Raw genomic sequence first — 25,413 nt, 5'->3', positions numbered from 1 at the left:
CCGTCACAAAAAACTGAAATATAAAATCCAGATAGGATAACAGAATATGGCTAAAGCATCAGAAATTAAAACAGGTAACATCCTGCGTGTAAACAACGAGTTGGTTACTGTCGACGAATGGAATCACCGTACACCAGGTAAAGGCGGCGCTTTTTACACTGGTAAATTTCGCAACATTAAATCGGGCAGAATTGTTGAGGCTCGTATGAACACAGACGAGGCTGTTGAAATTTGTCGCGTTGAAACTAACGATTATCAATATTTATACGAAGAAGGCGATTATTTGGTCGTGATGGACAACAATACTTACGAGCAATATAATGTAGAAAAATCGTTGTTCGGTTCGGCAATCAAATTTTTAAAAGAAGGTATGAGTGTTATCGTTTCTATGGAAAGCGAAGAGGCGATTATGGGTCAGTTGCCAAACTTTGCTGAATTTGAAATTACCTATTCTGAACCAGCTGTTAAAGGCGATACTTCTACAAATGCATTAAAAGCGGCAACATTGGAAAACGGTGTTGAGGTTAAGGTGCCAATGTTTGTAAACCAAGGCGATAAAATTAAAGTTGATACCCGCACAGGCGAATATGTTGAGCGTGTAAAATAATTTATAAAAATTTTAAAAAAAGCCCTTGAAAATGAATTCAAGGGCTTTTTTGTTGGTGGTAGCAGGATAAATTCTGCGCTTTGCACTTTCCCCTCTTTTAGAGGGGTGTCCGCAGGACGGGGTGTTTATTTGTCTTAGCAAGACAGGCTTTTTGGCAACAAAAAGAAACAAAAATTGCCGGCTGAAAATTTTTCTGTTGAAGTCAGTGGTTTAGCGTTGATGGTGGAGCCCGAAAAATTTGTTAGGCCGGATTGAAGTGGAACGGGTATACAATGCTTTGACCTAGCTAGATAGAGATGCAAATCTTATATATGGGATTACATTTGTTACTAAAATTTTCAATTGCCCCTGCAAGAAACAAGCTCCGTCCAAGTTGATATAAATACCTAACTTTGATTATGCTAAAATCCGAAATCAGAAAACAAGCTTTAAAAGATAGATTAGCCATTAGCGATGAAGAATATGGATCGCTGAACAAGGGATTGTTGCATCAATTTATTGCACTAGATTTCAGCTTGGTAAATACCTTGCACATCTTTTTACCTATTGAAGAAAAGAAAGAACCAAATACCTTTCTTTTAATCGAATGGTTGGCAGAAAACCATCCGGAAATTAAAATTATTGTTCCAAAAGCCGATTTTGAAACCGCATTAATGACACACCATGAATATTTGGGCATTGATGATTTAAAAAAGAATCTGTACAATATTTTAGAGCCACAAAAAGGAATTCTTCATAATGGCGAAGTAGATATGATTTTAGTTCCTTTGCTGGCTTTTGATCATCTAGGTTATCGAGTGGGTTATGGCAAGGGCTTTTACGACCGTTTTCTTCAAAATATAAATGCTCAAAAAATAGGCTTATCTTTGTCGCCTGCAATAAATAAAATCGATGATGTAAATGAACACGACATCCGATTGGATTACTGCATAACACCAACAGAAACCATCAAATTTTAAGCTTGCAATCATGGCACAGGAAATCGTTATCAAAACAGAAAAACAATACGAAGATAACATGATTGCAGTATTCGAACTGCAGGAAAAAGAAGAGCTTACGGCCGATGATTTAAAGCAGATAGATTTAATGCTAAAAGCTGGTGAAAAATACGAGGCAGAGCATTTGTAATTAATTTTTTTTCTGCGGTTCTTTCTCCTGTTTCGAGCTTATGGAATCAGCATATCCATGCGCATTTTAGGCTAAAATTCCCCACTTCGTTCTAAATGGTGCTTTCTTATAACCTTAGAATCAATCCATTTCCAATAAAACCGGGCAATGATCAGAATGAATTGCATCAGGCAAAATGCGCACATTTTTTAATCGGCTCTCCATTGGTCGGGTTGCTAAATGATAATCGATTCGCCAACCCAAATTTTTTCCTCTAGAACCTGCTCGATAACTCCACCAAGTATAATGATGCGGATCTTTGTTAAAATGCCGAAAAGTATCTATAAAGCCGTTATCCAAAAATAACTGCATCCATTCGCGTTCTTCAGGCAAAAAACCCGATGAGTTTGCATTTGATTTTGGATTATGAATATCTATTGAAGTATGGCAAATGTTATAATCTCCGCTCACAATTAAATTTGGAAATTCTTTACGAAGCTCACCAATATAAGTATCGAAAAATCTCATAAACTCATACTTTTTTACCTGGCGCTCATCGCCACTAGATCCAGATGGCATGTATAAGCTCATAAGCGAAAAGTCATCAAAATCCGCTCTTAAAATTCTCCCTTCGCGATCAATCCATTCTTCTCCGCAACCGTATTCTACATGATTTGGCTTTATTTTAGTTAGAATCGCAACACCGCTATATCCTTTTTTCTCAGCAGGAAACCAATAATGGTGATAACCCAATTGCTCTATCAGACCAATAATTTCAGGGATTTGCGAAGGCAATGCTTTAACTTCCTGCATGCAAACCATATCGGCATTGGTTGCCTGCAACCAGCCAAAAAAATTTTTGGTGCTTGCCGCCCTTATGCCATTAACATTATAGGAAATGATTTTCATTATTTCAAATCTCCTTTCAGTAACAATTTCTCCAGCTTCTTGGCATCTCTTTTCTTCAAAATGGTGATTTCCATTTTCACATCTTGCTTTGGGCGGTTATTTTTATCAGTTGGAAGAGCGGCAATCTTATCAACCAAATCCAGGCCCTGAACAATTTCGCCGTAAACCGTGTAATTTCGGTCTAAGTGTGGGGCACCTCCTATTGTCTTATACACCTGCCTTTGCCATTCAGGTATTTTAAATTTCAAGCGCTTTTCTTCAACACTGTTTAATTGCTCATCGGTAAAAACCTTGCCCTGCACCAAATAAAACTGGCAACTGCTCGATGCTTTCTCAGGATTGTTGTCTCTGGCCGCAGCAAGCACACCCTTTTTATGGAATAAACTATCTCTAAATTCAGCAGGGATTGTATATTTTAATCCGCCCTCGCCCAAAAGCGAATCAGGTTTGGCATTTCTTGAGTCAGGATCACCACCTTGAATCATGAAATCCTTAATCACCCTGTGAAATAATGTACCATTATAAAACCCTTCTTTTGTCAGTTTTAAAAAATTATCACGATGAAGTGGGGTTTCATTATAAAGCTTAACAATACATTCTCCAAAATCGGTTTTGATTCGGATATATTGATTTTTCGGCTTAGCCCCAAAGGCAGATAATACTGAAAATGTGCAAATTATTAAGAGTAGTTTCTTCATTAGAATAGTGTTTCAGGCTAAATTAAGTTAAAAAATGAAATTGAATAAATAAATACCTAAGCAATTCGATTTTTTTTGCTTTACCTTTGTAAAGATGAAGTTAAAACAAAAAATAGCACTTTCTTTGGCCGTATTTTACACGGTTAGTGTTATGGGTTTGGCTTTAAGCTTACATTTTTGTGGTGGCAAACTAGAAAATGTAAAGATCTTCAGCAATGAAGTCTCGTGTAAATTCTGCAAAGATATTCCTGCTGAAAAGAAAAAAGACGACGGCTGTTGCAAAAATACGCAGGTAACGGTTAAAGTAAAGGACAGTCATCAAACGGAGGCACAGATTCAAATGCCGAAGTTGTTTTCGATTCAGCTTTTTCTGCACCCGCCTGTTTTAGAATTCGCATCTAACATTACTCCTGCATTTTTAAGCAAGATAGCAAACAAAGCTCCGCCATTATCGGCTCGGCTTCCCCTCCACATTTTCAATTGTATTTTTAGGAATTAGGATTAAATAAATCCGCAATGCTGAACTTCTTTCAGCATCTAATTTTGCTATAAAGACTCTGAATTAAATTCAGCACTCGATAGCATAAGGTTTATTCTAATTCAAAAAATCATGAAAACAATAAAATTATTCAGCATTATTATGCTGCTATTTGCCGTTAATGTTTCGGCACAAAAAATCACTTCGGCAGATTTACAAGTTACAGGCTTAACCTGCTCTATGTGTTCAAATGCAACACAGAAATCGTTGGAAACTTTAGGTTTTATCAGCTCGGTAAAGCCCGATTTAAACAAAAACATCTTCGTTTTAACCTTTAAAAAAGATGCAGATATCAACCTGGATTTAGTGCGAAAAAAAGTTCAGGATGCAGGTTTTTCTGTTGGCGGATTAACTGCAAGCTTTAGTTTTAATCAGGTAAAAGTTGATGAAAAAGGCCAGGCAATTGTAGATGGAAATGTTTATCGTTTTGTTAATGCCAAAAACAAAACCTTAAACGGAACGGTAAAAGCGAGCGTGGTTGATAAAAATTTCATATCGGGCTCTGCATTTAAAAAACAGGCTACAACAGCCAATTCTGATGCTTATGCAAGCGGAACTGGTTTAATAAATGGCAAGAAAACTCGTATTTATCACCTTAGCATTTCTTAACGATGAAGAAGCTATTCTTTTTGGCATTGATAATTCTCTGTGCCAGAATAACTGTTTCTGGTCAGGAATTATATGTTTTTACAGAACCGGCAAGTAACATGCCTACAAAATCCATTGGCGTAAGAATTACCAACGAAGGTATGTTTAATTATCCTGGCTATGTAAGCAGAACGATTCCGGAGGTTATGTTTGGTTTCAATAAAAACCTGATGGCACATGCACAGGTCTTTCTTTCGGATATGGATGGAAAATACCGTTTAGAAGGCGGAAGCATATATGCAAAGTATCGGTTTTTATCGCTCGATGAAGCTCATAGCCATTTTAGAGCTTCGGCATTTGGTAGAGTAAGCACAAGCAAACGGCCGACTTATACGAAAGATATCAATCTCGAAGGGGACAACAGTGGCATGCAGGGCGGTTTAATTTTCACTCAGCTGCTTCATAAATTAGCGCTTTCTGCAACACTCGGTTATGCACATGCTTTCGAAAATCAAGCTCGGCAAATTGCTGGAATGCCTCGCCCCAATAATATGCTTTCTTATAGCTTATCATCTGGATACTTGGTTTTACCGATTACCTACAAAGATTACAAACAGCCCAACTTTAATGTATATTTAGAATTGCTCGGCAAAACCGATCCAAGTAGTGGCCAATCTTATTTAGACGTAGCTCCTGCCGTACAGATGATCTTAAATAGCAAAACGCGGATCGATTTGGGCTATCGTTTTCAGGCAACGGGCGATATGGAAGGCAGATATACCAAAAACATGTATCTGGTTAGAGCAGAGTTCAATTTTTTTAACGTTTTAAAATGATAATAATGAAAAAGATTTTCTTATTTATAGCAATCCTCGCAATTGCGACAACAAAAATCAGTTTTGCTCAAAGTAAAGCTGATGGCGCATTTAATCAGGTATTAACCGCTTATTTCGATTTAAAGAATGCATTGGCATCCGACAAAAAAGATCTGGCTACAGCAAAGGCCAAAGCATTGGTAGTTAAAATTGACGCTGTGCCGCATAAAGATTTACCTGCAGATCAGCATAAATTTTGGATGGAACAATCTACGCTAATCAAAGCCAAAGCAAAGGAACTGGCAAATGCGAAAGACATTAAAATTCAAAGAAAAGCATTTGAGGGAATTTCTTACCCAATGATTAAAACGCTGAGAACAATAAAATTTAATACAAGTACAGTTTATGTTCAGCATTGTCCAATGGCAAAAGCGAGCTGGCTAAACGAGAAAGAGAACATCGAAAACCCATATTACGGAAGCATGATGTTCGAATGCGGCGATGTTGCTGAAACAATCAAAGCTAAGTAATGATCTTGCACATCAAAAATATGGTTTGCAACCGTTGCAAAATGGTGGTTAAGGCTGAGCTGGAAAAGCTTGGCTTTAACCCTATTTCTGTTGAACTGGGTGAAGTTTCTTTATCAGAAAATATTTCTGCAGATGATAAAATAAACATCGCTCAAAAACTAAGTCATTTTGGTTTTGAATTGTTGGAGGATAAAAAAACCCAAATAGCCGAACAAATAAAAACTACAATAATTAATTTGGTTCATTATACCAGAGAGCCGTTAAAAATTAATCTTTCTTCTTACTTAAGCAAGCATTTAAATTTAGAGTACTCTACTTTGAGCTCAATTTTTTCTGAGATGGAGAACCAGACTATCGAGAAATATTTCATTGCTCAAAAAATAGAGAAAGCCAAAGAAATGCTTACTTATGGCGAACTCACTTTAAGCGAAATTGCTTTTCAGTTAAATTACAGCAGCGTTGCGCATCTCTCTTCTCAATTTAAAAAAGTTACAGGTTTAACGCCGTCTGCCTATAAAGGAGAAACTGTTGATAAGCGAAAAACGCTGGATGAGATTTAAAGTTCCGTCAGTTTCAAACTGAGGGCAAGGAATAGCAAAGCGTTCAAAAATTAGAGCTTTAACATTTCGATTGGTTACGCTCATTGCCCTTAACTTCAATCAACGGATAATAATGAAAAATAATTGGCTTTACCACAATTCTTCTTTCTTAACATACATCAAGCCTTTAAAATCTGATATAATGTAATTTTAGAAATAATTTCAATGCCATGTCAACATTATCTCAATTCAGAAGTTTTACTCAACGTTTGCCACAAACGGATTTAATGCCAACATTATTTATTGGCCATGGATCGCCGATGAATGGAATTGAGAACAACGAGTTTAGCCAGAGCTGGAAAGACTTGGCTCGTAAAATTCCGGTTCCAACAGCCGTATTGGTCGTATCCGCACATTGGTATACCCACGGAACTTTTGTTACTGCGATGGATTTTCCAAGCACAATACATGATTTCGGAGGGTTTCCTCAGGCACTTTTTGATGTTCAATATCCAGCTCCGGGAGATCCTAAATTGGCAAATGAGCTACCTGGTTTGGTACATTCTACACCTATAGGTTTAGATCATGATTGGGGATTGGATCACGGCACTTGGACAGTTGTTAAACACATGTATCCTGATGCAAATATTCCAGTTTTACAATTGAGCATTGATTATACAAAATCGCCAGAACAGCATTACGAAATTGCTAAGGAGATTTATGCCTTGCGCAAAAAAGGCGTGCTCGTTTTAGGAAGTGGCAATATGGTTCATAATCTGAGGATGATCAGCTGGGAAATGATTAACGGCGGGGGTTACGATTGGGCCCACGAAATGAATGATAAGTTTAAAAATTTAATTGCCAGTGGCGATCATAAACCATTAATTAATTACCGCAATTTAGGTACCGATGCCATGTTGGCAATCCCAACACCAGAACATTATTTGCCTTTAATTTATACACTGGGGATGACAAACGACAATGATGAAATTTCATTCTTTAATGATAAAGCGGTTGGCGGTTCTTTAACGATGACTTCTGTATTGGTGGGATAATCTCAGTATTTACCACTAGCGGTTAATAAGTTGTCATGCTGAGGAATGAAGCATCTGTTTCATGGTTTGCAGATGCTTCGCTCCTTAGCATGACAGTTTTTGAATAAAATTCTATAACATTTTATGATTATTCTGTAACAGGATTAATTACTCTGTGAGGTAACTTTGCCTAAAGTTTTAATTATGACACATACCTATCAACTTACCGGAATGACTTGCGGAGGTTGCGAAAATAAAGTTAAAAGCAATTTATTGGCTCTCCCTGATGTAACTTCCGTAGAGGTTTCAAAAGACACGAATTCTGCAACAATTGGCATGGATAAACATATTGGGATAGACAAGTTTCAACAAGCGCTCGGAGGAAAAGATAGTAAATATCAGATCGCTACAACAGCAAATAGCGAGGCACTTGAAGAAACTAAATCTTGGGCCGAAACATACAAACCGATCTTGTTGATTTTCGGTTATGTTACCGCAATTTCGCTGGTGGTTTCTTGGCAAAATAATGCCATAAACTTCATGACTTTCATGCGAGTTTTCATGGCAGGGTTCTTCCTAACTTTTTCCTTTTTTAAACTGCTAAACTTAAAAGCTTTTGCCGAAAGTTATGCCATGTACGATCTAGTAGCCAAAAAATTTAGCACATGGGGCTATTTATATGCTTTTATTGAACTCGGATTGGGTTTAAGTTTTGTGCTTAATTTATCGCTCGCAATTGTAAATTGGGTTACCTTAATTGTAATGACGGTGAGCATTTTAGGCGTATTGGAAAGTGTTTTGAACAAGAAAAAGATTCAATGCGCTTGCCTTGGTGCCGTTTTTAATTTACCCATGAGCACTGTTACCATTGTTGAAGACGCAATTATGATTGCAATGAGCGCCGCGATGTTGGTGCTGATGTAGATTCTTCATTAGGATTTAACCTGTTTTGGAATTTAAGAAAATATAAGGTTAGGTCTTCGAAATCGTGTTTTTAATATGCGCCAAGTGGTGTTTCCCATGCCATGCGTACATACCTAACATGTTTGCCAACGTATGTTCTTTGCCGTGTGCAGGATGAATATATTTTCTTTTATAATCTTCGATCTTTAATGTTTTAAGGAAAGCTACCCATCGCTGATGCAAACTTGCCAATAACGCAATAGACATTTGGATATCGCCATTTTTTGCCTCTTCGGTTTCCGCCCAGCGTTCTTCAAAATAATGTCTGATGATTGGAAGATCTTCCGTTATGGCTTGCTTAAAGCGGATATAAGCATTCATGTGGCTGTCTGGAATGTGGTGAACTACTTGCCTAAGTGTCCAGCCACCGGGACGATAAGTTTGATTTAATTCATCGTCGCTTAGATTTTCAGTTGCACTTTTGATCTGTTCAGGCAATTGTTCAATTTCAGCAATCCAGATTTTTGCTTGTTGTTCATTAAAAATTTCGGGCATCAAAAACTGACCAATCGGGTATTTTAGTTGTTCTAAATCCATATAGGCAAAATAGGTTTTTTATAAGAATAAGGAAAAATGTTTTTGCCACGGAAACACAAAAACCAAAGAAAATTTATGCCTTTATTCTGGGCATGTATTTTTTCCAATCATATTTATTAGGCCTGTTATTTATCATTTAAGGAATGTAAAAGAAATGAGCTGTTAAACTGATACGAAATCTCTTGCATGTTCAATTAAATTTAGTTAAAATACGTCCATTTCATTAAAAATTCATTCATTTAAAGCATATTGCATTAAAATTTAAATTTCGCAAATGAAGAAATTGTTTTTTGTTTTCGCATTCTTGATTCCGCTGATTACCCGAGCCCAAACCATTAAAACAGATGTGCTGGTAATTGGAAATGGCGATGCGGCTTTAGCGGCAGGAATGCAGTCTTACAAATCTGGGGTTAGAACAGTAATCTTAACACAGGTTCAGGGATTTACAGGTCAGAAATCAGGCTCAACTAAATCTGCTGAGGTACAAAAACTCTATAAAAACTTAACCATATGGGAGGCTAAAAAGTTAGCTCAATTAGGAGAAACAACTTCAAAGGTTAAAGGCAAGGAGGTGAAAAAAATGATAGATAGTACTACCTATTTAAACGTGATTCATAATGTGCAGTATACAGAAATTAGTCGTTCTGGAAACGGATGGGAACTTAAGCTGGCAAACGGCCAAAGTTTAAAATCCAAAATCCTGGTTTTGGTTGATGATCCTACAAAGCTCTTAAGTGCCTTGAAAATTAAAACACTTGCTTCGGTTGAAACTGAAATTTTAAGTTATAACAAAAACTTATACAGAACAACAGTTGCTGGCATCTCCGCTTCAGAACCTCGATACCTTTCCTTATATAATTTGCTCATTCCCAATCAGGAAAATTTATTGTTTATCCCGCCAGGGAATATAGAACTTGGGCAAGCCGCCGGTGCAACCGCAGCCTATGCTGCCTTTTTCGAAACTAAAACAAGTTTATCAAACCTTAAGCGAATTCAAGGTGAGCTTTTAAGTTATAAGCTCGCTTTAATGCCTTTTGAGGATATTAAAGCGGTAGATTCTAATTGGTTAGCCATTCAAAAAATAGGCGTTACCGGTATTTTAAAGGCTGAAATTAAAGGTGGTAAAGCTTATTTTAATCCGGAAGTTAAGGTTACTTACGATGAGATTAAGCAACCGCTAAAAGACTATTACTATAAAGCTCAAATCTGGTTTGATGATCATCAAAATATTCCCATCAATTTAGAAAATACAATATCTCTTGTTTCGTATGTAGGCAACAAATCTGCAGAAGCTACAAAAACAGAGCTTCAGAAAAAATGGAACAAAAGCTATAAGTTTTCCAGCAAATACGATCTGAACAAAAATCTTACGCGTAGGGAATTTTCAGTAATCATCAATGAATATCTAAAGCCTTTCGATGATGTAAATGTCGATAAAACCGGGAGGGTAATTAGATAACCCACCCTATGAAAGACAGAGGTTATTTACCGAGCAGTGTCTTCCTCTTCTAAGAGAAGGAGACTTGGCCTTTATTTAAACCTATCGAATTTACTTATAGTGTAAAAAATCCCTCTCTTTTAGGAGCGTGACGTAAAATAAAGGCCAGAGCAAATCCTTTGATGGGGCGAGGCGTTGTAACATTTCCATTTCCTGATGAATTTCGGTATCCTAATAATTAAATTGCGATACCCAAACTAAAATTCATGAAGAAATATTTACTTTTCCTTTCGATTTTTGCAGTAGAATATTCTTTTGCACAACAAATTGCTCCATTAACTGTAGAAAAAATTATGCGAGACCCAAAATGGATGGGTATTGCACCAACAAATTACCGTTGGACAGCTGATAGCAAAACCGTTTACTTTAATTGGAATCCAGAAAACAAGCCAAAGGAAGAATTATATAAAATTTCAATTGCTTCTGCTAAACCGGTTAAAGCTGTAGATAAAGAAGATGAGAAATTATTGGCCACTAATTTTATTTATAATAAAGATAATTCTTTAGGCCTAATTGAAAAAGGAGGCGACATCTACTTGCAAAATTTCAAAACAAATAAAGAAATCCGTTTAACCAATACGATGGAAAGAGAAAGCAATCCTGTTTTCTTAACTAATGGTGATGTTGTTTATCAACTGGGCGATAATCTTTATGAGGTAAATCTTAAATCGGCAGAAACCAAACAGCTTACAAATTTTGTAAAAGGCAAAAAAGCAAACAGGCCTGAAATGAAACCGTTAACTGATCAGGATAAATGGTTAAAGGCCGAGCAGACAGAACTTTTTGATATCATTAAAAAGAGAAATGCAGAAATAAGGGGTGGTGCAAGAGGCGCTGGAGGTGGAAGAGGTCGTTTTGGTGCTCCAACTGGCGATACAAAATCACTTAAGGAAATTTACGCAGACGACAAATTTCTTAATGCGGTAACGATAAGTCCAGATGGGCATTATATTACTTATAAACTTACTACGCCGGCATTAAACAACCACAGTACCATCGTTCCGAATTACGTAACTGCTTCTGGTTATACTGAAGATATTCCAGGCCGTACCAAGGTTGGTGAGAATGAAAACATTTCGGAAGGATTTATTTACGATACACAAAAAGACTCGATATATTCTATCCAACTTTCTACCATTCCGGGGATAAAAGATCTGCCAGATTTTTACAAAGATTACCCAAAGGAACTAGAGGCGATTAAAAAGAAAAACGAAGATAGACCGGTAAATTTTTTCGGTCCTGTTTGGAATGAGAATGGAACTACGGGAGTTTTGGTAGCCACTTCAATTGATAACAAAGATCGCTGGATTTTAAAGCTTGATGCATCCACTGGAAAACTTTCTTTAATTGATCGTCAGCGTGATGAAGCTTGGATTGGTGGGCCTGGAATAAGTGGCTTTTTTCAAGGCAGTACAGGCTGGATAGATAACAATCGTTTTTATTATCAAAGCGAAGCAACAGGATATTCGCACCTATATGTAGCCAACATTTCAAGTGGCGAGAAAAAGCAACTGACCACGGGAAAATGGGAAGTACAAACCTTAAGGCTTTCTAAGGATAAAACCACTTTTTATTTTACGGCGAATAAAGAACATCCTGGCATTACCAACTTTTTTAAAATTGGAGTAAATGGAGGGGAGCCCATTCAAATAACCAGTATGAAGGGCTTAAACGACATTACGCTTTCTCCTGATGAAAGATGGGTTGCCATTAATTATTCTTTTATGGATAAACCTGCCGAATTGTACTTACAGCCAAGTAAACCCGGCGCAAAAGCAGTAAAAATTACACAGTCTACATCGGCAGAATTTAATTCTTATAAATGGCGCCAACCAGATATGGTTACTTTTAAAAACCGTTATGGTACCGATGTTTATGCAAGGGTTTATAAATCAGACAATCCTCACCCAAATCACCCAGCGGTTGTTTTTGTTCACGGAGCAGGTTATTTACAAAATGTTCACTTTGGCTGGAGTACCTACTTCCGCGAGTTTATGTTTAATAATTTATTGGCTGATAATGGTTACACCGTAATTGATATTGATTATACAGGAAGTTCTGGCTATGGTAGAGATTTCCGTACAGGAATTTATCGCCACATGGGCGGAAAGGATTTAACCGATCAGGCCGATGGTGTTAAATTTCTGGTTGAGAAGTATGGCGTAAATCCCAAACATGTAGGTTTATATGGAGGTTCTTACGGTGGTTTCATTACCCTAATGGCGATGTTTAACGAATCGGATGTATTTACGAGTGGTGCCGCATTACGCTCCGTTACCGATTGGGCACATTATAATCATGGTTATACATCCAACATTTTAAACGAACCTTTTAATGATCCGATTGCATACAAACAAAGCTCTCCCATTTACTTTGCAGATAAACTTAAAGGAAACTTATTAATAGCACACGGAATGGTTGATGTAAATGTTCATTTTCAGGATATCGTTCGAATAACACAGCGATTTATAGAACTCGGAAAAAACAATTGGGAACTTGCGGTTTTCCCTGTTGAAGATCATGGTTTTGTTGAGCCAAGCAGCTGGACGGATGAGTATAAAAGGATTTTTAAGCTGTATGAAAATACATTGAAGAAATAGAATTTTGAATCCCTCTTGATGAAAATTTAGAGGGATTTTTTGTTCCCTTCGGCTGAAGCATGATGGCAATGAAATAAAACCCTGATGCTTAGAAAAGGGCAAGGTTCCTGCCGAAGAGATAGCACCTTACAGTTCCTCGCCGTTGATTTTAACTGAAGCACGAGCGCAATTAAGTAAAATCTAAGTGCTTGGAAAGCATTTTGTGATTCTTTGCCGTTGGTTTCAACCAACGGAATAAAAAATTAAATCATTAGGCTTTAGCCGAAAGGGCAACTTGCATTTAAAATTACCCAAGAACCACAGGTTTCTGTTAAGTTCCCGTCGGCTGAAGCATGACGGCAATGAAATTCAAAATCGTCCCTACAAAAGCATCTTGAAATTTTTTGCGCTTGATTTCGACCAATTAAAGCATGGCAGAATTAAATGAATTAATTTTAAATGCACCCTGTAGTTCTTTGCCGGTTTCAACCAACGGTATAAAAAATTAAATCATTAGGCTTTAGCCGAAAGGGCAACTTGCATTTAAGATTACCCCAAGAATTACAGGCGGTTATTAATTAAACTCGACAGTAGTGGAAATACTTTTTGTTGTACAAACCAAAAAGATTGCAACGAATGGCGGGGCTTCAGTGCCCAAAAGCATCTTCCGTTCATTTACAAATAATTAAATAGTAAAATTTTATACATTAATTAAAGATTATAGTTTTTAACTATATTAACATCAATAAATACAATTAACAATTAATAAATCTGGGTTGATTGGCAATTGATTTCGCCGTACCTTTGCGGTACAAAATTAAAGACAAAAATTATGGCAATAGTAGGCAAAAAATTTCCAAGTGTTAGTATAGATGCAATGTCAGACATGGGTGATGACTTAAAAATCAATGTATTTGAAGAAGCGGTAAATAAAAACAGTAAAGTTTTATTATTCTGGTATCCAAAAGATTTTACTTTCGTTTGCCCTACAGAACTACACGCTTTCCAAGCTGCATTACCTGAATTTGAAAAAAGAAATACAATTGTAATTGGTGCATCATGCGATACGAACGAAGTTCACTTCGCTTGGTTAAATACACCAAAAGATAACGGTGGTATTGAAGGTGTTACTTATCCAATTTTGGCAGATACACACAGACAGTTATCTGGAATTTTAGATATTTTAGACCAGGAAGTTAATTACGATGAAGAAGGAAACGAATCTTTCTCTGGTTCAAATGTTTCTTTCAGAGCTACATACTTAATTGATGAAACTGGTAAAGTTTTTCATGAAAGTGTTAACGATATGCCATTGGGCAGAAACGTTAAAGAATATTTACGTTTAATTGATGCTTATGCTCATGTTCAAAAACATGGCGAAGTTTGTCCTGCAAACTGGGAAGAAGGAAAAGAAGCGATGAACGCAAACAGAACAGGCGTTGCTGAATATTTAGCCGCTAACTAATTAAACAAAACATTATGTTTTTAGAATTAACAGAAGATAATCTTCAACAGTATTTGGCCGATAACTCGAAAGTTATGGTTCAGTACGCTGCGTCGTGGTGCGGTAACTGCAGAATCATGAAACCGAAGTTTAAAAAATTAGCTACTGAAAACGAAGATGTAGCTTTCTTAATTGTTGATGCCGAGAAACTTCCAAATTCACGCAAATTTGCAAACGTTGATAATTTACCAACGTTCGCAGCTTTTGATGGTGGTAATTTGGTAGACCAGGTTCAAACCAACAAAGCAGAAGGTTTAATTGAACTATTTAATAAAATAAAGTAATGAAGATTCCGGTTATAAGACAATTATTTCAAAACACAACTCCTGCTCAGTTAGAGACTACTTTAGAAGTTTTGGAGGCATTCTGCGAATTTAGAGGCGTTAGCGAGCACGAAGTTGATGTTGCAGGCGAAATGATTACCAATATCTGTGGTGCATTAGAAGTGCATCAAATGGTAAGTGATGGAGCGGTTGAAAAAGATGCGCTAAATGCTTTCGGCCAGAAAGTAATGGGTTCGATTGATAGATAATTTCTTAATCTGAATTTCACAATATAAACCCTTTGCAGTTTTTGCAAAGGGTTTTTTGTTATTTAGGCATTCTGTCATTGCGAGGCTCGGAGCAATCTTAATGCGCTGAATTAGCGATCGTTGTAGGATTGCTTCGTGCCTCGCAATTACGACCGTGTAAGGCATATATAAAAAAAGGTCTGTGAGGACACAAACCTTAAGTCTATTTAAACCTTGCAGTTTTGAAAACCTGCGAGGTTTTTAATCGCCAAATTCTAAGCCAAATTCCTTCCTGCATTTACAATACCGAAAACCGTTCTAACGGCTAATTTTTCCAAAGCATGCTGATCTTTTTCATTTTGATCGTGCTGAAGTTTTTCTAAAGCAAAATGCTGAATCAACACCAATGGTAAAATAATTCTTTCTCGTGTTGCGATTGATTTTTTATCTACAGGATAATTCGCCATTAAAGTTTCTTGTCCTGAGAGTTTTAATAGCATCTCTTTGGTTAACTCGAATTCATCGTGTAGTTGAGTCCAAAAGGCACCAAATTCCTTATCTCCTGCTAAATGTGCTGTAATTACGAAATCTGATTTGCTCATGCTCATCATACAGTTATCAACAATCGTTTTTAAATAATCCGAATCCTCGTAAACCTTTACCACTTTATTCCAGTTGCCTGCTTTTTCTTGTGTTCTTAAAGCTGATCCCATTCCATAAAAACCAGGAACGTTTTGTTTTAACATACTCCAAGCCGTAACGAAACTAATTGCCCTTAAATCTTCCAGTTTCATTTCGCCTCCGCCATTTCTTTTTACCGGGCGACTGCTAATATTTGCCTGAGACAATAATTTAAGCGGCGATAATTTTTCTAGATAACTAACAAAAAGTGGATGCTCACGCAAATCGACAAAAGCTTTATAACTTTCTTCTGCCATTTCATCGAGCAAGGCTTTATTTTCCGCATCCAAAAGAATATTGTGTTTCTCTTTTAAGCCGGAAGTAAGTCCTGCATTAATAAGTTGTTCTATATTAAATTCGGCGCTTTCTATTGAGCCATATTGAGAACTGATGGTTTGCCCCTGAACGGTTAACTGCATGTTCTTATTTGCAATTTCCTTACCCATTGAAGCATAAAAACGATGCGTTTTACCTCCCCCGCGAGCTGGCGGACCACCACGCCCATCGAAAAATGCCAATTGAATATTATGTTTGGCAGAAACGGCAGATAAAGATGTTTTGCCATTAAAAATAGACCAGTTTGCCATTAAATAACCACCATCTTTTGTACTGTCAGAATAACCAAGCATAATATCTTGTTTATTTCCCCGACTAGCCAGATGTGCTTTGTAAAATGGGTTGCTATACAGAATATCCATAATCTCCGCAGCTCCCTTTAAATCATTAACAGTTTCAAAAAGCGGAACAAAATCTATCGTTAAGGCTTCCTTGCTCCAACCGTTCCAAAGAAAAAGCTCAATTAACTGAAGAATATCACTTGCCTGCTGACAATTACTGATGATGAACCTATGGCAGGCTTTTTCTCCGTTACGTTTCTGGATTCCTTTTATCTCTTTTATAACTTCAATGGTGTCTTTCGTTAAGGAATCTGCTTCGGTGGCATAAACGATGGTAGCTTCTTTAAAGGAAATCAATTTCAGTTTTTCGGCTTCAGAAAGTTTATCATAATCTGCCGGATATAATGAAGAGATTGGTTTATTCTGGCGACAATATTCGTGTACGCTTCTTAAAACCCTACTATCCTGACGAATATCAAGCGAAGCAAAATAATTTCCATATAAATCAATTTTGCGGATTAAATCGTTTACCAAATCCACAAATAAACCATCGTGCTCAGCCAATAATGTATCTTTTATCTTGTTAAGATTTTCTCTTAACTCGTCGGAAATATCATGTAATTCGCATGTTTGATCGAAGGCATTTTTATAAAGTACATCGTGTAAGTGCGCAATGTTTTCTTCTACACCTCTAAAGGTAATGCGTCGCTTAATTACTCTAAAATCGCGATAATAACAACGGAATAAAATCTGACGCAGCATTTTAGAAACTTCTAAAGTGGTTTCAGAGTGAATATTCGGATTTCCATCTCTATCGCCACCTGGCCAAAAGCCCAGTTCTAAAATCTTTTTAGTTTCAAGGTTATATTCATCCAAATTCTGATCGATCTCTTCTTGAATATTTGCTGCGGCGAAATAAAATGTGTTTTCTAAAAACCATGCTAAGTTTAAAGCTTCGTCTACCGGTGTTGGCGATTTTTTGTTGAAAAACGGCGTCTTACCCAACTGCTGTAAAAGAGAATTCATCGATGTGATGTCGTTATCTCTTATGGCTTTGGTTAAATCGGTGATGATTGCGAGTACGCTTCCGGGATAAAATTGGGTTGGATGGGCGGTTAAAACCAAACGCAGAGAAAGTTCATCAATAAGCTTTTCAATTTTTGCCAACATTGGTTTGTTATCGGCATTCTTTTTTAAGATGAAAGCAAGCGTACTTTGCTCATCTGTAGTGTTTAACTTGGTAAAAGAAGCATCTTCTACGGCATCAAAAAGCACAACTTGGCGCTCTATATATTGAATAAAACGGAAGAGCAGATCAACAATATCTTTTCTGTCTTTATAGCTGGTGTACTTCGCAAAAAACTCCTCAATAATTTGAGCCGGCTTTTGTCCGTTTGCAATTCCTTCTTCGCAACTTTTAAAGAATAATGGCAGTAATGTGCCTGTATCCTTAATTTTATAAAAAGGGAGGGTTAAAAAAAGACTATTAAACAGTTCGAATTTTGAGATAACCTCATTATTAAAAATAGATTCTCGTTGTGTTGTTAAACGAAGTTTAGGCATGGCTTAAGCAATAGTTTTGTATACGGTAATACTACAAAAAATGCGTAAGCTATTAAAATTCTAGGCCTTACAATTTGGAAAATTGTAGAATATATTTTAATTTTAGAATCTTATTTGGGTATTTGATACTTGAATAAGAACATTTGCAATGTTTAAGGGCATTGCATTGATTGTTAATTTTTTGGGTTAAAACAGCCGATGTAATAAAATACACCGGCTGTTTTTATTTTTGGCCAATTTTGTGCTGAATTTTAAGCTTTTTGGCTCAATGTTATTGAAGAATCGACAAAGCATCTAAAGCTTAATTTCTCTTTGAAGAAACCTCTTTGATTCTTTGGCAAAAAAAAGTTGGACACCTAGGCATCCAACTTGTAATTTATAATCTATTATTACTTTAAGTTTTAATGCGCATCGGTAACAATCTTTGCGCCCTTCTTAAATTTCTGCAGATACAGTAAAGGTATTGAGAACAACATGATCAACCCGGCAACCCAATATGCATCGTTATAGGTTAGCAACATGGTCTGTTTAATTACCGATCCTTCAATCGCTTTCATGGCCATAAGTCTTGCATCTATAAATGATGAGCCTTTAGCCATAAAGTTGTGGATCAATCCGTTTAACTTGCCGGTAAAAGCCGGATTATATTCATTAATGTTGCTCAATAGGTTACTTCTATGAAATCCTGCCCTGATGTGGATTAATGTAGTTAACGCAGCGATTCCGAAAGATCCCCCTAATTGTCTACTCATATTGTTCAATCCAGATCCCTGACCAATTTCCGGTCCGGATAAATCTTGCATTGCCAAGGTGGTTAATGGCACGAATAGCAAAGCCATTCCGAATCCTCTAATTACCAGTGGCCAGAAGAAATCTCCGGTGCCCGATGCAAGGGTAGATTTACTCAACATCCAGCAGAAAACGAAGAATAAAAACATCCCTCCTGTGGCCATAAACTGCGCTGGAACGCCTTTTTTAAGCATTATACCAATAAACGGCATCATGGAAATTGTACAAATCCCGCCCGCAATAAAGAGCTTACCCGTTTGTAAAGGCGTAAAACCTAAAAGATTCTGAGCAAAAACCGGGAAAACGAATACTGAACCGTACAAACCAAATCCTAATATAAAGGAAGTAAACATCCCGATAGAGAAGCTTCTTTTCTTCATGATTTTTAGATTCACAATTGGGTGATCGGTACTCGTTTCTCTCCAGATAAATAACAGCAATCCAAAAATAGAAGTTACAGCCAATGCAGTAATGTATGGGGTTGAAAACCAATCTTCGCTTTCGCCTTTTTCCAATAAGGTTTGTAAGCTACCAACTGCAATGGCCAATAAACCAATTCCCCACCAATCAACAGGCTTACCTTGCCCATCCTTGGGCGTCTCTCGAATAAAGGTTATGGTACAGTACGCGGCGAGGATTCCGACGGGAATATTTACATAAAAGATCCAAGGCCAATCGGCTATTTCTAAAATATAACCACCAATTGTTGGTCCAACAGTTGGTCCAACAACTGCACCTAAACCAAATAAAGCCGTGGCTATACCCACATCTTCGCGAGGCCAGGTTTCTATAAGAATGGCTTGAGCAGTAGAAATTAAACCACCGCCGGCCAAACCCTGAATAACCCTAAATAAAATTAGCTCGTTTAATGATGTTGCGTTTCCGCATAAAAATGAAACCAGTGTAAAGACGATAATGGAGGTTAAGAAATAATTTTTACGCCCGAAACGACTCCCCAACCAGCCCGACATAGGCAGAATGATTACGTTTGCGACGGCATAACCTGTGGATAACCAGGCGACATCCTCTAAGGTAGCGCCAAGGTTTCCTTGTATTTGTGGAATAGCTACGTTTACGATGGTTGTATCAATCAGCTCCAATAACGAGGCTGTGATTACCGTAAACGTAATAATCCATTTTTTAAAACCTACTTCGGCCATTTTAAATATTAGTTAGTAGAAACAGAAGCTTTAACGCTCATTCCTGGACGTAGTTTGGCTAACATTTCTTTTGATGGATGAATTTTGATTTTTACTGGAATACGTTGAACAACTTTAACGAAGTTACCAGTTGCATTATCTGGAGGTAATAAAGATCCTTTTGCGCCAGTAATTGGAGAGAAGTTATACACTTCACCTTGAATTTTTTCTTCGGGATAAGCATCAACCTCGATTTCAACTTTTGATCCAGATTTTATTTTCTCTAATTGTGTTTCTTTAAAGTTAGCCGTTACATAAATGCTGCCATCATTAACTACGGAGAACAAAGATTGACCAGCTTGAACCAATTGTCCTTTTTGAACATTTTTCTTAGAAACAATTCCGGTTGCTGGTGCTTTAATGTCCGTGTAAGACAATTGAAGTTTGGCAAAGTCGATATCGCTTTGGCGCTGGCTAATTACGTTACTGCTTACCGCCAGCTGCGATTCAGTAGTACCAACTTGTTTTACCGCAGCCGTATATTGATCTTGTGCTGCTTGGAATGCGGCCTGAGCCGATTCTAAAGTCGCCTTAGCCTGGTCGAAAGCTTGTTGTGTAATTGATCCGTCTTTAACCAAGTTTGCATAACGTGCGTAGTCTTTGTTTGCTAAGTTTAACTTAACTCTTGCCGCCGCAACATTGGCTTTTGCTGTACTTGTATTTGCCTGGGTTGCTATAATTTGAGACTGAGCAACACCAACGCCGGCGCTAGCGCCTTTTTGGCCAGACTGGGCTTGCTCTAACTTCACTTTATAATCGTTATCATCTAACTTAACCAAAATCTGGCCTTCGGTTACATGCGTATTTTCTTCAAAACTAATGTCTTTTACATAACCGCCAACACGAGCAACAACAGGACTGATATCACCATCAATCTGAGCATCATCCGTATCTACGTGTTTGCTATAATAATTCCATTCTGTAACCCCGAAGATTACACCTATTACTAGTAAAACACCTAAAATGATGGGTACTACTATGTTCTTTTTTTTCTTTTCAGTTGTCATTGCTGTATTTATTGCGTTATTTTTCCTGTTGATTTTAGTAATGTATAGTAAGCCAAACCTGCATCTGCCTTAGCTATTTCTAAGTTTATTTTTGCTTGGTATAATAATGTTTCGGCGTCGATACGATCAGTAACCGAAGCCACGTTGTTTTTATATTTCGATGCCAATAATTTATCGTTTTCAGTTGCTTGTGCAATTGAGGTTTCTAAAACCTGAATCTTGTTTACGGCAACCTGATAGTTTTGATAATTTTTATTGATGTCTGTTTTTACCTGATCAGAAAAAATATCTTTCTGGATGGTAATTTCGCTCTGCTGAATTTTTGCTTCGCTTACTTTATTTCTATTAGACCAAAGGCTTGCGATATTCCATGAAACTGTAGCGCCCAATGTAACCGGCATTAAATATTGGTTTGTTGGAGGAATAAAATTACCGCTAGGGTTAATATAATATAAGTTTGCGCCAACGCCTACAGTAGGCAACGTGTTTGCTTTTATTGTTTTGATATTATAATCGGCAACTTTATTCTGCACATCAAGCTGTTTCAATTCCTGGCGATTTGCCATTGCCTGTCCGATATAATCATTAAGTGCGCCAGGGGCTTTCAACCCTCCATTTGGATCAGTAATTTTAACTTCAGTATCTTCTGGCAAGCCCAACAAAATATCTAAGTTGTAATTGATGATTTTACGATTGTTCTCAATATCCATTTGTGTTAGGGTAACATTTGCCTGTTGCAACTGGAAACGCAAAACATCATTTTTGGTAACAATGCCCTGTTCGAAGAAACGCTGAGCCTGTTTAATTTGAGCGGCAATCGATTCTAAATTCTGATCGACTACTTTTCTGCTTTGTGCAACCTTATAAAGAGCATAATAAGTGTTAATTACCGCATAAGTAATTTCTTCCTTACTTTTATCAGCATCTAAACGGGCAACATCTGCCAATAATTTGGTTGATTCTTTTGCATATTTTAATTTACCACCCCCATAAACAAGTTCTTGTACAGCTGCAGTTCCTACAAAAGCATCGGCTCTTTTTGGTAATTGAAGAGAGGAGCCCCCACCCGGTAAAGTAAAAGTGCTGGTCGGAATTTCGGCATGGTTATATAAAAAACTGGCATTTGCTGTTGGCAATACATTGTCTTTTACAATTTCTAGCTGGGCAACCGCCTGATCTATTTTGTTTTGGGATAATTTTAAGTTTTTACTATTGGCTATGCCAAGTTCAATTGCTTGGTTAATGTTTAATTCCTTTGTGCTCTGTGCAAATAAAGCCGCCGGAATTAATGATGCCGCAAGCATTAATCTAATTGATTTGGGTATCATTTTTTTGTTGTTAAATAAACGGTTGTTAGATCTTTTAAGTGATTGATTGCTCTTTCCTTAATAATTTTTTTGTCTTTCGGATTGTTTAAATCGAAGTTTGAACAGGGCATAACCTTATTTGGTGCAATTACGATATTGGTTACGGTGCCCATAATGGTTGCGATAACCATCCTAACATCAACCTTGTTAAAACTACCATCTTCAATTCCATCGGTAATAATTCGATCGATAAGCAACATGTTGTGGCTCATGGCATCCTTAATCTTATCGTACATTTCGGGCCTCTGACTTAAAGAAAGCTCCCTGTGCATCATTTTATGGAAGGCCACGTTTGCAAGGATTCTGTTCACATAACCCTCTATTACCCGATGTAATTTTTCAATTGGTGAAATTTTATCCTCGTTAATGATTTTTAACTGAGAGGCAAAACCAGCAATCCGCTCGTTCATAATCTCAATAAAAACACCTTCTTTAGATCCGAAATAGTAATTTATCATTGCCATATTTGCTCCAGATTCTCTCGCAATCTGCCGAGTTGAAGTACCTTCGTACCCCGTCTCGCAAAACAGCTTTTCAGCTGCTTCGAGTATGGCCTGTCTTTTATCTATCTTTTCTGTTTTCATTTCTTTTTGATGACGCAAAATTAATCAATCGTTTGATTAAAATCCAAATGTTTTTATACTTCTTTTACATTTCCTTGATAAAAGCCTAATTTTAGTTGTATAAATCTGCCCAGATATGAAAATTAGATGCTTACTTATTTTGCTTTTTTTTCTTTTCCTCAGTTCTTTTAAATCAACAAACCAAACAGCTCAGCAGAGCTGGATAAGAATTAACCCATTGGGATATTCTCCGTCAGGCATTAAAGTGGCAGTGTGGGTAAGCAAGGGCAATGACATTCCGTCGCTTTTCGAAATTATAGAAAAAGATGGCGGAAAAGTGGTTTACACCTCATCCAATATTAAAAACTTTGGCGCTTACGGTCCATTTCAACATACTGCTCGTTTAAATTTTTCTGATTTCAATCGCCAGGGCAGTTTTTTTATTCGAGTGAATGGAACATTATCTCCTCTTGTTCTTATCAACAATCATGTATACGATGGCGCCGCTGATTTCTGCTTGCGTTATATGCGCCAGCAAAGAAGTGGCTTTAATCCTTACCTAAAAGATAGTTGCCACACACATGACGGCTTTGTGTTGTATGGAAACAAGGCTGGCATAAAAGATAGTACACATTTTGATGCCTCTGGTGGCTGGCATGATGCGAGCGATTACTTGCAATATTCTACAACATCGGCCAATGCAACCTATCATCTATTAATGGCTTACAGAGATTTTCCAGAAGTTTTCGGAGATGAAAAGCAGGCTAATGGTTTGGATGGCAAAAACGGAAGGGCAGATGTTTTAGATGAAGCAAAATGGGGTTTAGACTGGCTGTTAAAAATGCATCCCAAAAAAACCATTATGTTTAATCAATTGGCCGATGATCGCGATCATATTTCCATGCGGATTCCAAAAGAAGACAGCCAATATGGAAAGGGTTTTGAGCGCCCGCTTTATTTTATAACTGGCGAGCCACAACAAAGAGGCAAGTTTTTGAATAATACCACGGGCACGAGTTCTACTGCAGCGAAATTTAGCAGCGCTTTTAACCTGGGTGCTGCTCTCTTTAAAAAACGGGATCCAGATTATTCCAAAATCTTAAATATAAAAGCGAAAACAGCCTATCAATTCGCCTTAAACAAACCCGGGGTTACACAAACGGCATCCGTAAAATCGCCTTACATCTACGCCGAGGATAATTGGGTAGACGATATGGAACTTGCGGAAACGGCTTTTAATTTCGGCAAAAAGAAACCGGATCAGAATCGGTTAGATAAAGCAATAATTTACGCCAATCAGGAAAAAACTACGCCCTGGTTGTTAAGCGATACCGCAGCACATTATCAATATTATCCGTTTATCAACCTAGGTCATTACGAACTGGCCAAACAAATCGGGAAAGAAAGCTTAACCGAAACTTATTACAAAGAAGGGATAGAGCAGGTTTGGGGTCGGGCAAAAAACAATGCATTTTATCGGGGCATCCCTTTTATTTGGTGCAGCAATAATTTAACTGTTGCTTTTGCCATTCAGTGTAACTGGTATTCAAAATTAAGTGCCGATAAATCTTTTTCTGAACTGGAGCAGGCCAATTTCGATTGGATTTTTGGTTGTAATCCCTGGGGAACGAGCATGGTTTATGGATTACCAGGCTATGGCGATTCGCCTACTGACCCACATTCGGCTTTTACGCATTTAAAAAATTATCCCATTGATGGAGGTTTGGTAGATGGCCCGGTTTATACCAACATTTATAAAAACTTAATCGGAATTAAACTGGCCGACAGTGATGAATATGCAGATTTTCAAAGTGATCTGGCCGTTTATCATGATGATTATGGCGATTACAGCACCAACGAGCCTACAATGGACGGGACCGCATCACTGGTTTATTTATTAGCAAGCAAAGAAGCTGAAGCAAAGGCTAGAGAAAATAAAACCTATACTTTGGGGGCCATTACCCGTGGCGATTCTACCACGAAAAAAATTGCTTTGGTTTTTACGGGCGATGAATTTGGCGATGGTGGTGAAATTATAGCCAAAACACTGCGTGATGAAAACATTAAAGCCTCGTTTTTTTTAACAGGAAATTTTTATCGAAATGCCAATTTTAAAACGACAATCTCTAAATTAAAGAAAGATGGTCATTATCTCGGTCCACATTCAAATAAACATCTTTTATATTGCGATTGGACGAAGCGAGATAGTTTATTGGTAACCAAACCTCAATTCGATGATGATTTAAAATCAAATTATGAGGCTATGGCTTCCTTTGGGATAAGTAAAACAGATGCCAAGTTTTTTCTTCCACCTTACGAGTGGTATAATCAAAGCATCTCAGACTGGACAAATAAGCAGGGTTTAAATTTAATCAACTTCACATCTGGTACGCGATCGAACGCAGATTATACTTATCCCGAACTGGGGAAAAGTTATCGAACCAGCGATGAGATTTATCAATCAATTATTCAATTTAATGAATCAAAAGTGAGTGGTTTAAATGGATTTGTCTTATTGCTTCATATCGGTACTGATCCAAGAAGAAAGGATAAATTTTATCTTCAATTACAAAAATTGATCGCCTACCTTAAAAATAATGGCTACGATTTGGTGAGAATTAACAATTTATTAGAATAATGAGTAGATATCACAAATTAAAATTTAAAATA

The 25,413-nt window shown here is 37.2% G+C and carries 24 protein-coding genes; 16 read left to right on the top strand and 8 right to left on the bottom strand.

All coding sequences use genetic code 11. The features are described from left to right. Nucleotides 1–46: 46 nt before the first annotated feature. From efp to DF947_RS22190, 3 genes are all read left to right on the top strand, one after another. Entirely contained in the window at nucleotides 47–607 is a 561-nt protein-coding gene (gene efp / locus DF947_RS06670) for an elongation factor P (RefSeq protein WP_109928922.1), read from the top strand. Between the two features lie 398 nt (nucleotides 608–1,005). Next, entirely contained in the window at nucleotides 1,006–1,566 is a 561-nt protein-coding gene (locus DF947_RS06665) for a 5-formyltetrahydrofolate cyclo-ligase (protein WP_109928921.1), read from the top strand. Nucleotides 1,567–1,576: 10 nt separating this feature from the next. Beyond that, entirely contained in the window at nucleotides 1,577–1,735 is a 159-nt protein-coding gene (locus tag DF947_RS22190) for a hypothetical protein (protein WP_158526238.1), read from the top strand. Nucleotides 1,736–1,855: 120 nt separating this feature from the next. Here the strand turns inward: DF947_RS22190 and DF947_RS06660 are convergent, their stop codons facing one another. Continuing rightward, nucleotides 1,856–2,623: an exodeoxyribonuclease III gene (locus tag DF947_RS06660; protein WP_109928920.1), complete on the bottom strand. Its 768-nt coding sequence runs from the start codon at nucleotides 2,621–2,623 to the stop codon at nucleotides 1,856–1,858. Further along, entirely contained in the window at nucleotides 2,623–3,321 is a 699-nt protein-coding gene (locus tag DF947_RS06655; protein ID WP_109928919.1) for a peptidylprolyl isomerase, read from the bottom strand. The genes DF947_RS06660 and DF947_RS06655 overlap by 1 nt, the downstream gene beginning before the upstream one ends. A gap of 94 nt (nucleotides 3,322–3,415) precedes the next feature. On the opposite strand from DF947_RS06655, the gene DF947_RS06650 reads away from it, so the two are divergent. The 7 genes from DF947_RS06650 to DF947_RS06620 all read left to right on the top strand — a co-directional run bounded on the left by DF947_RS06650 (nucleotide 3,416) and on the right by DF947_RS06620 (nucleotide 8,289). Continuing rightward, nucleotides 3,416–3,820 (top strand): HYC_CC_PP family protein, encoded by a 405-nt coding sequence (locus DF947_RS06650; RefSeq protein ID WP_109928918.1) that lies wholly within the window; start codon nucleotides 3,416–3,418, stop codon nucleotides 3,818–3,820. A 111-nt stretch (nucleotides 3,821–3,931) separates the two neighbouring features. Next, nucleotides 3,932–4,468 carry a heavy-metal-associated domain-containing protein gene (locus tag DF947_RS06645; protein ID WP_109928917.1) on the top strand — a complete coding sequence of 179 codons (537 nt, stop codon included), beginning with the start codon at nucleotides 3,932–3,934 and terminating at the stop codon, nucleotides 4,466–4,468. Nucleotides 4,469–4,470: 2 nt separating this feature from the next. After that, nucleotides 4,471–5,283 (top strand): hypothetical protein, encoded by an 813-nt coding sequence (locus DF947_RS06640; RefSeq protein ID WP_109928916.1) that lies wholly within the window; start codon nucleotides 4,471–4,473, stop codon nucleotides 5,281–5,283. A gap of 5 nt (nucleotides 5,284–5,288) precedes the next feature. After that, nucleotides 5,289–5,792 carry a DUF3347 domain-containing protein gene (locus tag DF947_RS06635; protein WP_158526237.1) on the top strand — a complete coding sequence of 168 codons (504 nt, stop codon included), beginning with the start codon at nucleotides 5,289–5,291 and terminating at the stop codon, nucleotides 5,790–5,792. Then, on the top strand, nucleotides 5,792–6,352 hold the full coding sequence (locus DF947_RS06630) for a helix-turn-helix domain-containing protein (RefSeq protein WP_109928914.1): 561 nt from the start codon (nucleotides 5,792–5,794) through the stop codon (nucleotides 6,350–6,352). The genes DF947_RS06635 and DF947_RS06630 overlap by 1 nt, the downstream gene beginning before the upstream one ends. A gap of 209 nt (nucleotides 6,353–6,561) precedes the next feature. After that, complete coding sequence (gene ygiD / locus DF947_RS06625) at nucleotides 6,562–7,386, top strand: 4,5-DOPA-extradiol-dioxygenase (RefSeq protein ID WP_109928913.1); 825 nt, start codon at nucleotides 6,562–6,564, stop codon at nucleotides 7,384–7,386. A gap of 183 nt (nucleotides 7,387–7,569) precedes the next feature. Beyond that, nucleotides 7,570–8,289: a heavy-metal-associated domain-containing protein gene (locus DF947_RS06620; RefSeq protein WP_109928912.1), complete on the top strand. Its 720-nt coding sequence runs from the start codon at nucleotides 7,570–7,572 to the stop codon at nucleotides 8,287–8,289. A gap of 48 nt (nucleotides 8,290–8,337) precedes the next feature. On the opposite strand, the gene DF947_RS06615 is transcribed toward DF947_RS06620, so the two are convergent. Next, the gene (locus DF947_RS06615; RefSeq protein WP_109928911.1) at nucleotides 8,338–8,865 is read right to left on the bottom strand and encodes a YfiT family bacillithiol transferase; all 528 of its coding nucleotides are present in this window, start codon (nucleotides 8,863–8,865) and stop codon (nucleotides 8,338–8,340) included. 274 nt (nucleotides 8,866–9,139) lie between these two features. On the opposite strand from DF947_RS06615, the gene DF947_RS06610 reads away from it, so the two are divergent. From DF947_RS06610 to DF947_RS06590, 5 genes are all read left to right on the top strand, one after another. Next, a complete protein-coding gene (locus DF947_RS06610) occupies nucleotides 9,140–10,324 on the top strand; it encodes a hypothetical protein (protein ID WP_109928910.1) in 1,185 nt (394 codons plus the stop codon). Nucleotides 10,325–10,569: 245 nt separating this feature from the next. Continuing rightward, nucleotides 10,570–12,963: a S9 family peptidase gene (locus DF947_RS06605; protein ID WP_167398002.1), complete on the top strand. Its 2,394-nt coding sequence runs from the start codon at nucleotides 10,570–10,572 to the stop codon at nucleotides 12,961–12,963. 811 nt (nucleotides 12,964–13,774) lie between these two features. After that, the gene (locus DF947_RS06600) at nucleotides 13,775–14,407 is read left to right on the top strand and encodes a peroxiredoxin (protein ID WP_025141704.1); all 633 of its coding nucleotides are present in this window, start codon (nucleotides 13,775–13,777) and stop codon (nucleotides 14,405–14,407) included. A gap of 14 nt (nucleotides 14,408–14,421) precedes the next feature. Then, the gene (locus DF947_RS06595; protein WP_109928909.1) at nucleotides 14,422–14,730 is read left to right on the top strand and encodes a thioredoxin family protein; all 309 of its coding nucleotides are present in this window, start codon (nucleotides 14,422–14,424) and stop codon (nucleotides 14,728–14,730) included. Next, nucleotides 14,730–14,978, top strand: a complete 249-nt coding sequence (locus DF947_RS06590; RefSeq protein WP_109928908.1) for a DUF6952 family protein — start codon at nucleotides 14,730–14,732, stop codon at nucleotides 14,976–14,978. The genes DF947_RS06595 and DF947_RS06590 overlap by 1 nt, the downstream gene beginning before the upstream one ends. A gap of 254 nt (nucleotides 14,979–15,232) precedes the next feature. On the opposite strand, the gene DF947_RS06585 is transcribed toward DF947_RS06590, so the two are convergent. The 5 genes from DF947_RS06585 to DF947_RS06565 form a co-directional block, all read right to left on the bottom strand. Then, nucleotides 15,233–17,818: a phosphoenolpyruvate carboxylase gene (locus DF947_RS06585; protein WP_109928907.1), complete on the bottom strand. Its 2,586-nt coding sequence runs from the start codon at nucleotides 17,816–17,818 to the stop codon at nucleotides 15,233–15,235. A 401-nt stretch (nucleotides 17,819–18,219) separates the two neighbouring features. Next, a complete protein-coding gene (locus DF947_RS06580; RefSeq protein ID WP_109928906.1) occupies nucleotides 18,220–19,767 on the bottom strand; it encodes a DHA2 family efflux MFS transporter permease subunit in 1,548 nt (515 codons plus the stop codon). An 8-nt stretch (nucleotides 19,768–19,775) separates the two neighbouring features. Next, on the bottom strand, nucleotides 19,776–20,813 hold the full coding sequence (locus DF947_RS06575; RefSeq protein ID WP_109928905.1) for an HlyD family secretion protein: 1,038 nt from the start codon (nucleotides 20,811–20,813) through the stop codon (nucleotides 19,776–19,778). An 8-nt stretch (nucleotides 20,814–20,821) separates the two neighbouring features. Beyond that, a complete protein-coding gene (locus DF947_RS06570) occupies nucleotides 20,822–22,141 on the bottom strand; it encodes a TolC family protein (RefSeq protein ID WP_109928904.1) in 1,320 nt (439 codons plus the stop codon). After that, entirely contained in the window at nucleotides 22,138–22,764 is a 627-nt protein-coding gene (locus tag DF947_RS06565) for a TetR/AcrR family transcriptional regulator (protein ID WP_109928903.1), read from the bottom strand. The genes DF947_RS06570 and DF947_RS06565 overlap by 4 nt, the downstream gene beginning before the upstream one ends. Before the next feature lie 115 nt (nucleotides 22,765–22,879). On the opposite strand from DF947_RS06565, the gene DF947_RS06560 reads away from it, so the two are divergent. Then, entirely contained in the window at nucleotides 22,880–25,381 is a 2,502-nt protein-coding gene (locus tag DF947_RS06560) for a glycoside hydrolase family 9 protein (protein WP_109928902.1), read from the top strand. The last annotated feature ends 32 nt before the right edge of the window (nucleotides 25,382–25,413 follow it).

The organism is Pedobacter paludis, assembly GCF_003173575.1.
GTDB lineage: Bacteria > Bacteroidota > Bacteroidia > Sphingobacteriales > Sphingobacteriaceae > Pedobacter > Pedobacter paludis.
This window is presented reverse-complemented; position numbering and strand designations above follow the sequence as displayed.

What these genes read in the sequence shown, in the direction of transcription:
- efp (WP_109928922.1), top strand. Translation starts at nt 47, where the DNA reads ATGGCTAAAGCATCAGAAATTAAAACAGGTAACATCCTGCGTGTAAAC.
- DF947_RS06665 (WP_109928921.1), top strand. Translation starts at nt 1,006, where the DNA reads ATGCTAAAATCCGAAATCAGAAAACAAGCTTTAAAAGATAGATTAGCC.
- DF947_RS22190 (WP_158526238.1), top strand. Translation starts at nt 1,577, where the DNA reads ATGGCACAGGAAATCGTTATCAAAACAGAAAAACAATACGAAGATAAC.
- DF947_RS06660 (WP_109928920.1), bottom strand. Translation starts at nt 2,623, where the DNA reads ATGAAAATCATTTCCTATAATGTTAATGGCATAAGGGCGGCAAGCACC.
- DF947_RS06655 (WP_109928919.1), bottom strand. Translation starts at nt 3,321, where the DNA reads ATGAAGAAACTACTCTTAATAATTTGCACATTTTCAGTATTATCTGCC.
- DF947_RS06650 (WP_109928918.1), top strand. Translation starts at nt 3,416, where the DNA reads ATGAAGTTAAAACAAAAAATAGCACTTTCTTTGGCCGTATTTTACACG.
- DF947_RS06645 (WP_109928917.1), top strand. Translation starts at nt 3,932, where the DNA reads ATGAAAACAATAAAATTATTCAGCATTATTATGCTGCTATTTGCCGTT.
- DF947_RS06640 (WP_109928916.1), top strand. Translation starts at nt 4,471, where the DNA reads ATGAAGAAGCTATTCTTTTTGGCATTGATAATTCTCTGTGCCAGAATA.
- DF947_RS06635 (WP_158526237.1), top strand. Translation starts at nt 5,289, where the DNA reads ATGAAAAAGATTTTCTTATTTATAGCAATCCTCGCAATTGCGACAACA.
- DF947_RS06630 (WP_109928914.1), top strand. Translation starts at nt 5,792, where the DNA reads ATGATCTTGCACATCAAAAATATGGTTTGCAACCGTTGCAAAATGGTG.
- ygiD (WP_109928913.1), top strand. Translation starts at nt 6,562, where the DNA reads ATGTCAACATTATCTCAATTCAGAAGTTTTACTCAACGTTTGCCACAA.
- DF947_RS06620 (WP_109928912.1), top strand. Translation starts at nt 7,570, where the DNA reads ATGACACATACCTATCAACTTACCGGAATGACTTGCGGAGGTTGCGAA.
- DF947_RS06615 (WP_109928911.1), bottom strand. Translation starts at nt 8,865, where the DNA reads ATGGATTTAGAACAACTAAAATACCCGATTGGTCAGTTTTTGATGCCC.
- DF947_RS06610 (WP_109928910.1), top strand. Translation starts at nt 9,140, where the DNA reads ATGAAGAAATTGTTTTTTGTTTTCGCATTCTTGATTCCGCTGATTACC.
- DF947_RS06605 (WP_167398002.1), top strand. Translation starts at nt 10,570, where the DNA reads ATGAAGAAATATTTACTTTTCCTTTCGATTTTTGCAGTAGAATATTCT.
- DF947_RS06600 (WP_025141704.1), top strand. Translation starts at nt 13,775, where the DNA reads ATGGCAATAGTAGGCAAAAAATTTCCAAGTGTTAGTATAGATGCAATG.
- DF947_RS06595 (WP_109928909.1), top strand. Translation starts at nt 14,422, where the DNA reads ATGTTTTTAGAATTAACAGAAGATAATCTTCAACAGTATTTGGCCGAT.
- DF947_RS06590 (WP_109928908.1), top strand. Translation starts at nt 14,730, where the DNA reads ATGAAGATTCCGGTTATAAGACAATTATTTCAAAACACAACTCCTGCT.
- DF947_RS06585 (WP_109928907.1), bottom strand. Translation starts at nt 17,818, where the DNA reads ATGCCTAAACTTCGTTTAACAACACAACGAGAATCTATTTTTAATAAT.
- DF947_RS06580 (WP_109928906.1), bottom strand. Translation starts at nt 19,767, where the DNA reads ATGGCCGAAGTAGGTTTTAAAAAATGGATTATTACGTTTACGGTAATC.
- DF947_RS06575 (WP_109928905.1), bottom strand. Translation starts at nt 20,813, where the DNA reads ATGACAACTGAAAAGAAAAAAAAGAACATAGTAGTACCCATCATTTTA.
- DF947_RS06570 (WP_109928904.1), bottom strand. Translation starts at nt 22,141, where the DNA reads ATGATACCCAAATCAATTAGATTAATGCTTGCGGCATCATTAATTCCG.
- DF947_RS06565 (WP_109928903.1), bottom strand. Translation starts at nt 22,764, where the DNA reads ATGAAAACAGAAAAGATAGATAAAAGACAGGCCATACTCGAAGCAGCT.
- DF947_RS06560 (WP_109928902.1), top strand. Translation starts at nt 22,880, where the DNA reads ATGAAAATTAGATGCTTACTTATTTTGCTTTTTTTTCTTTTCCTCAGT.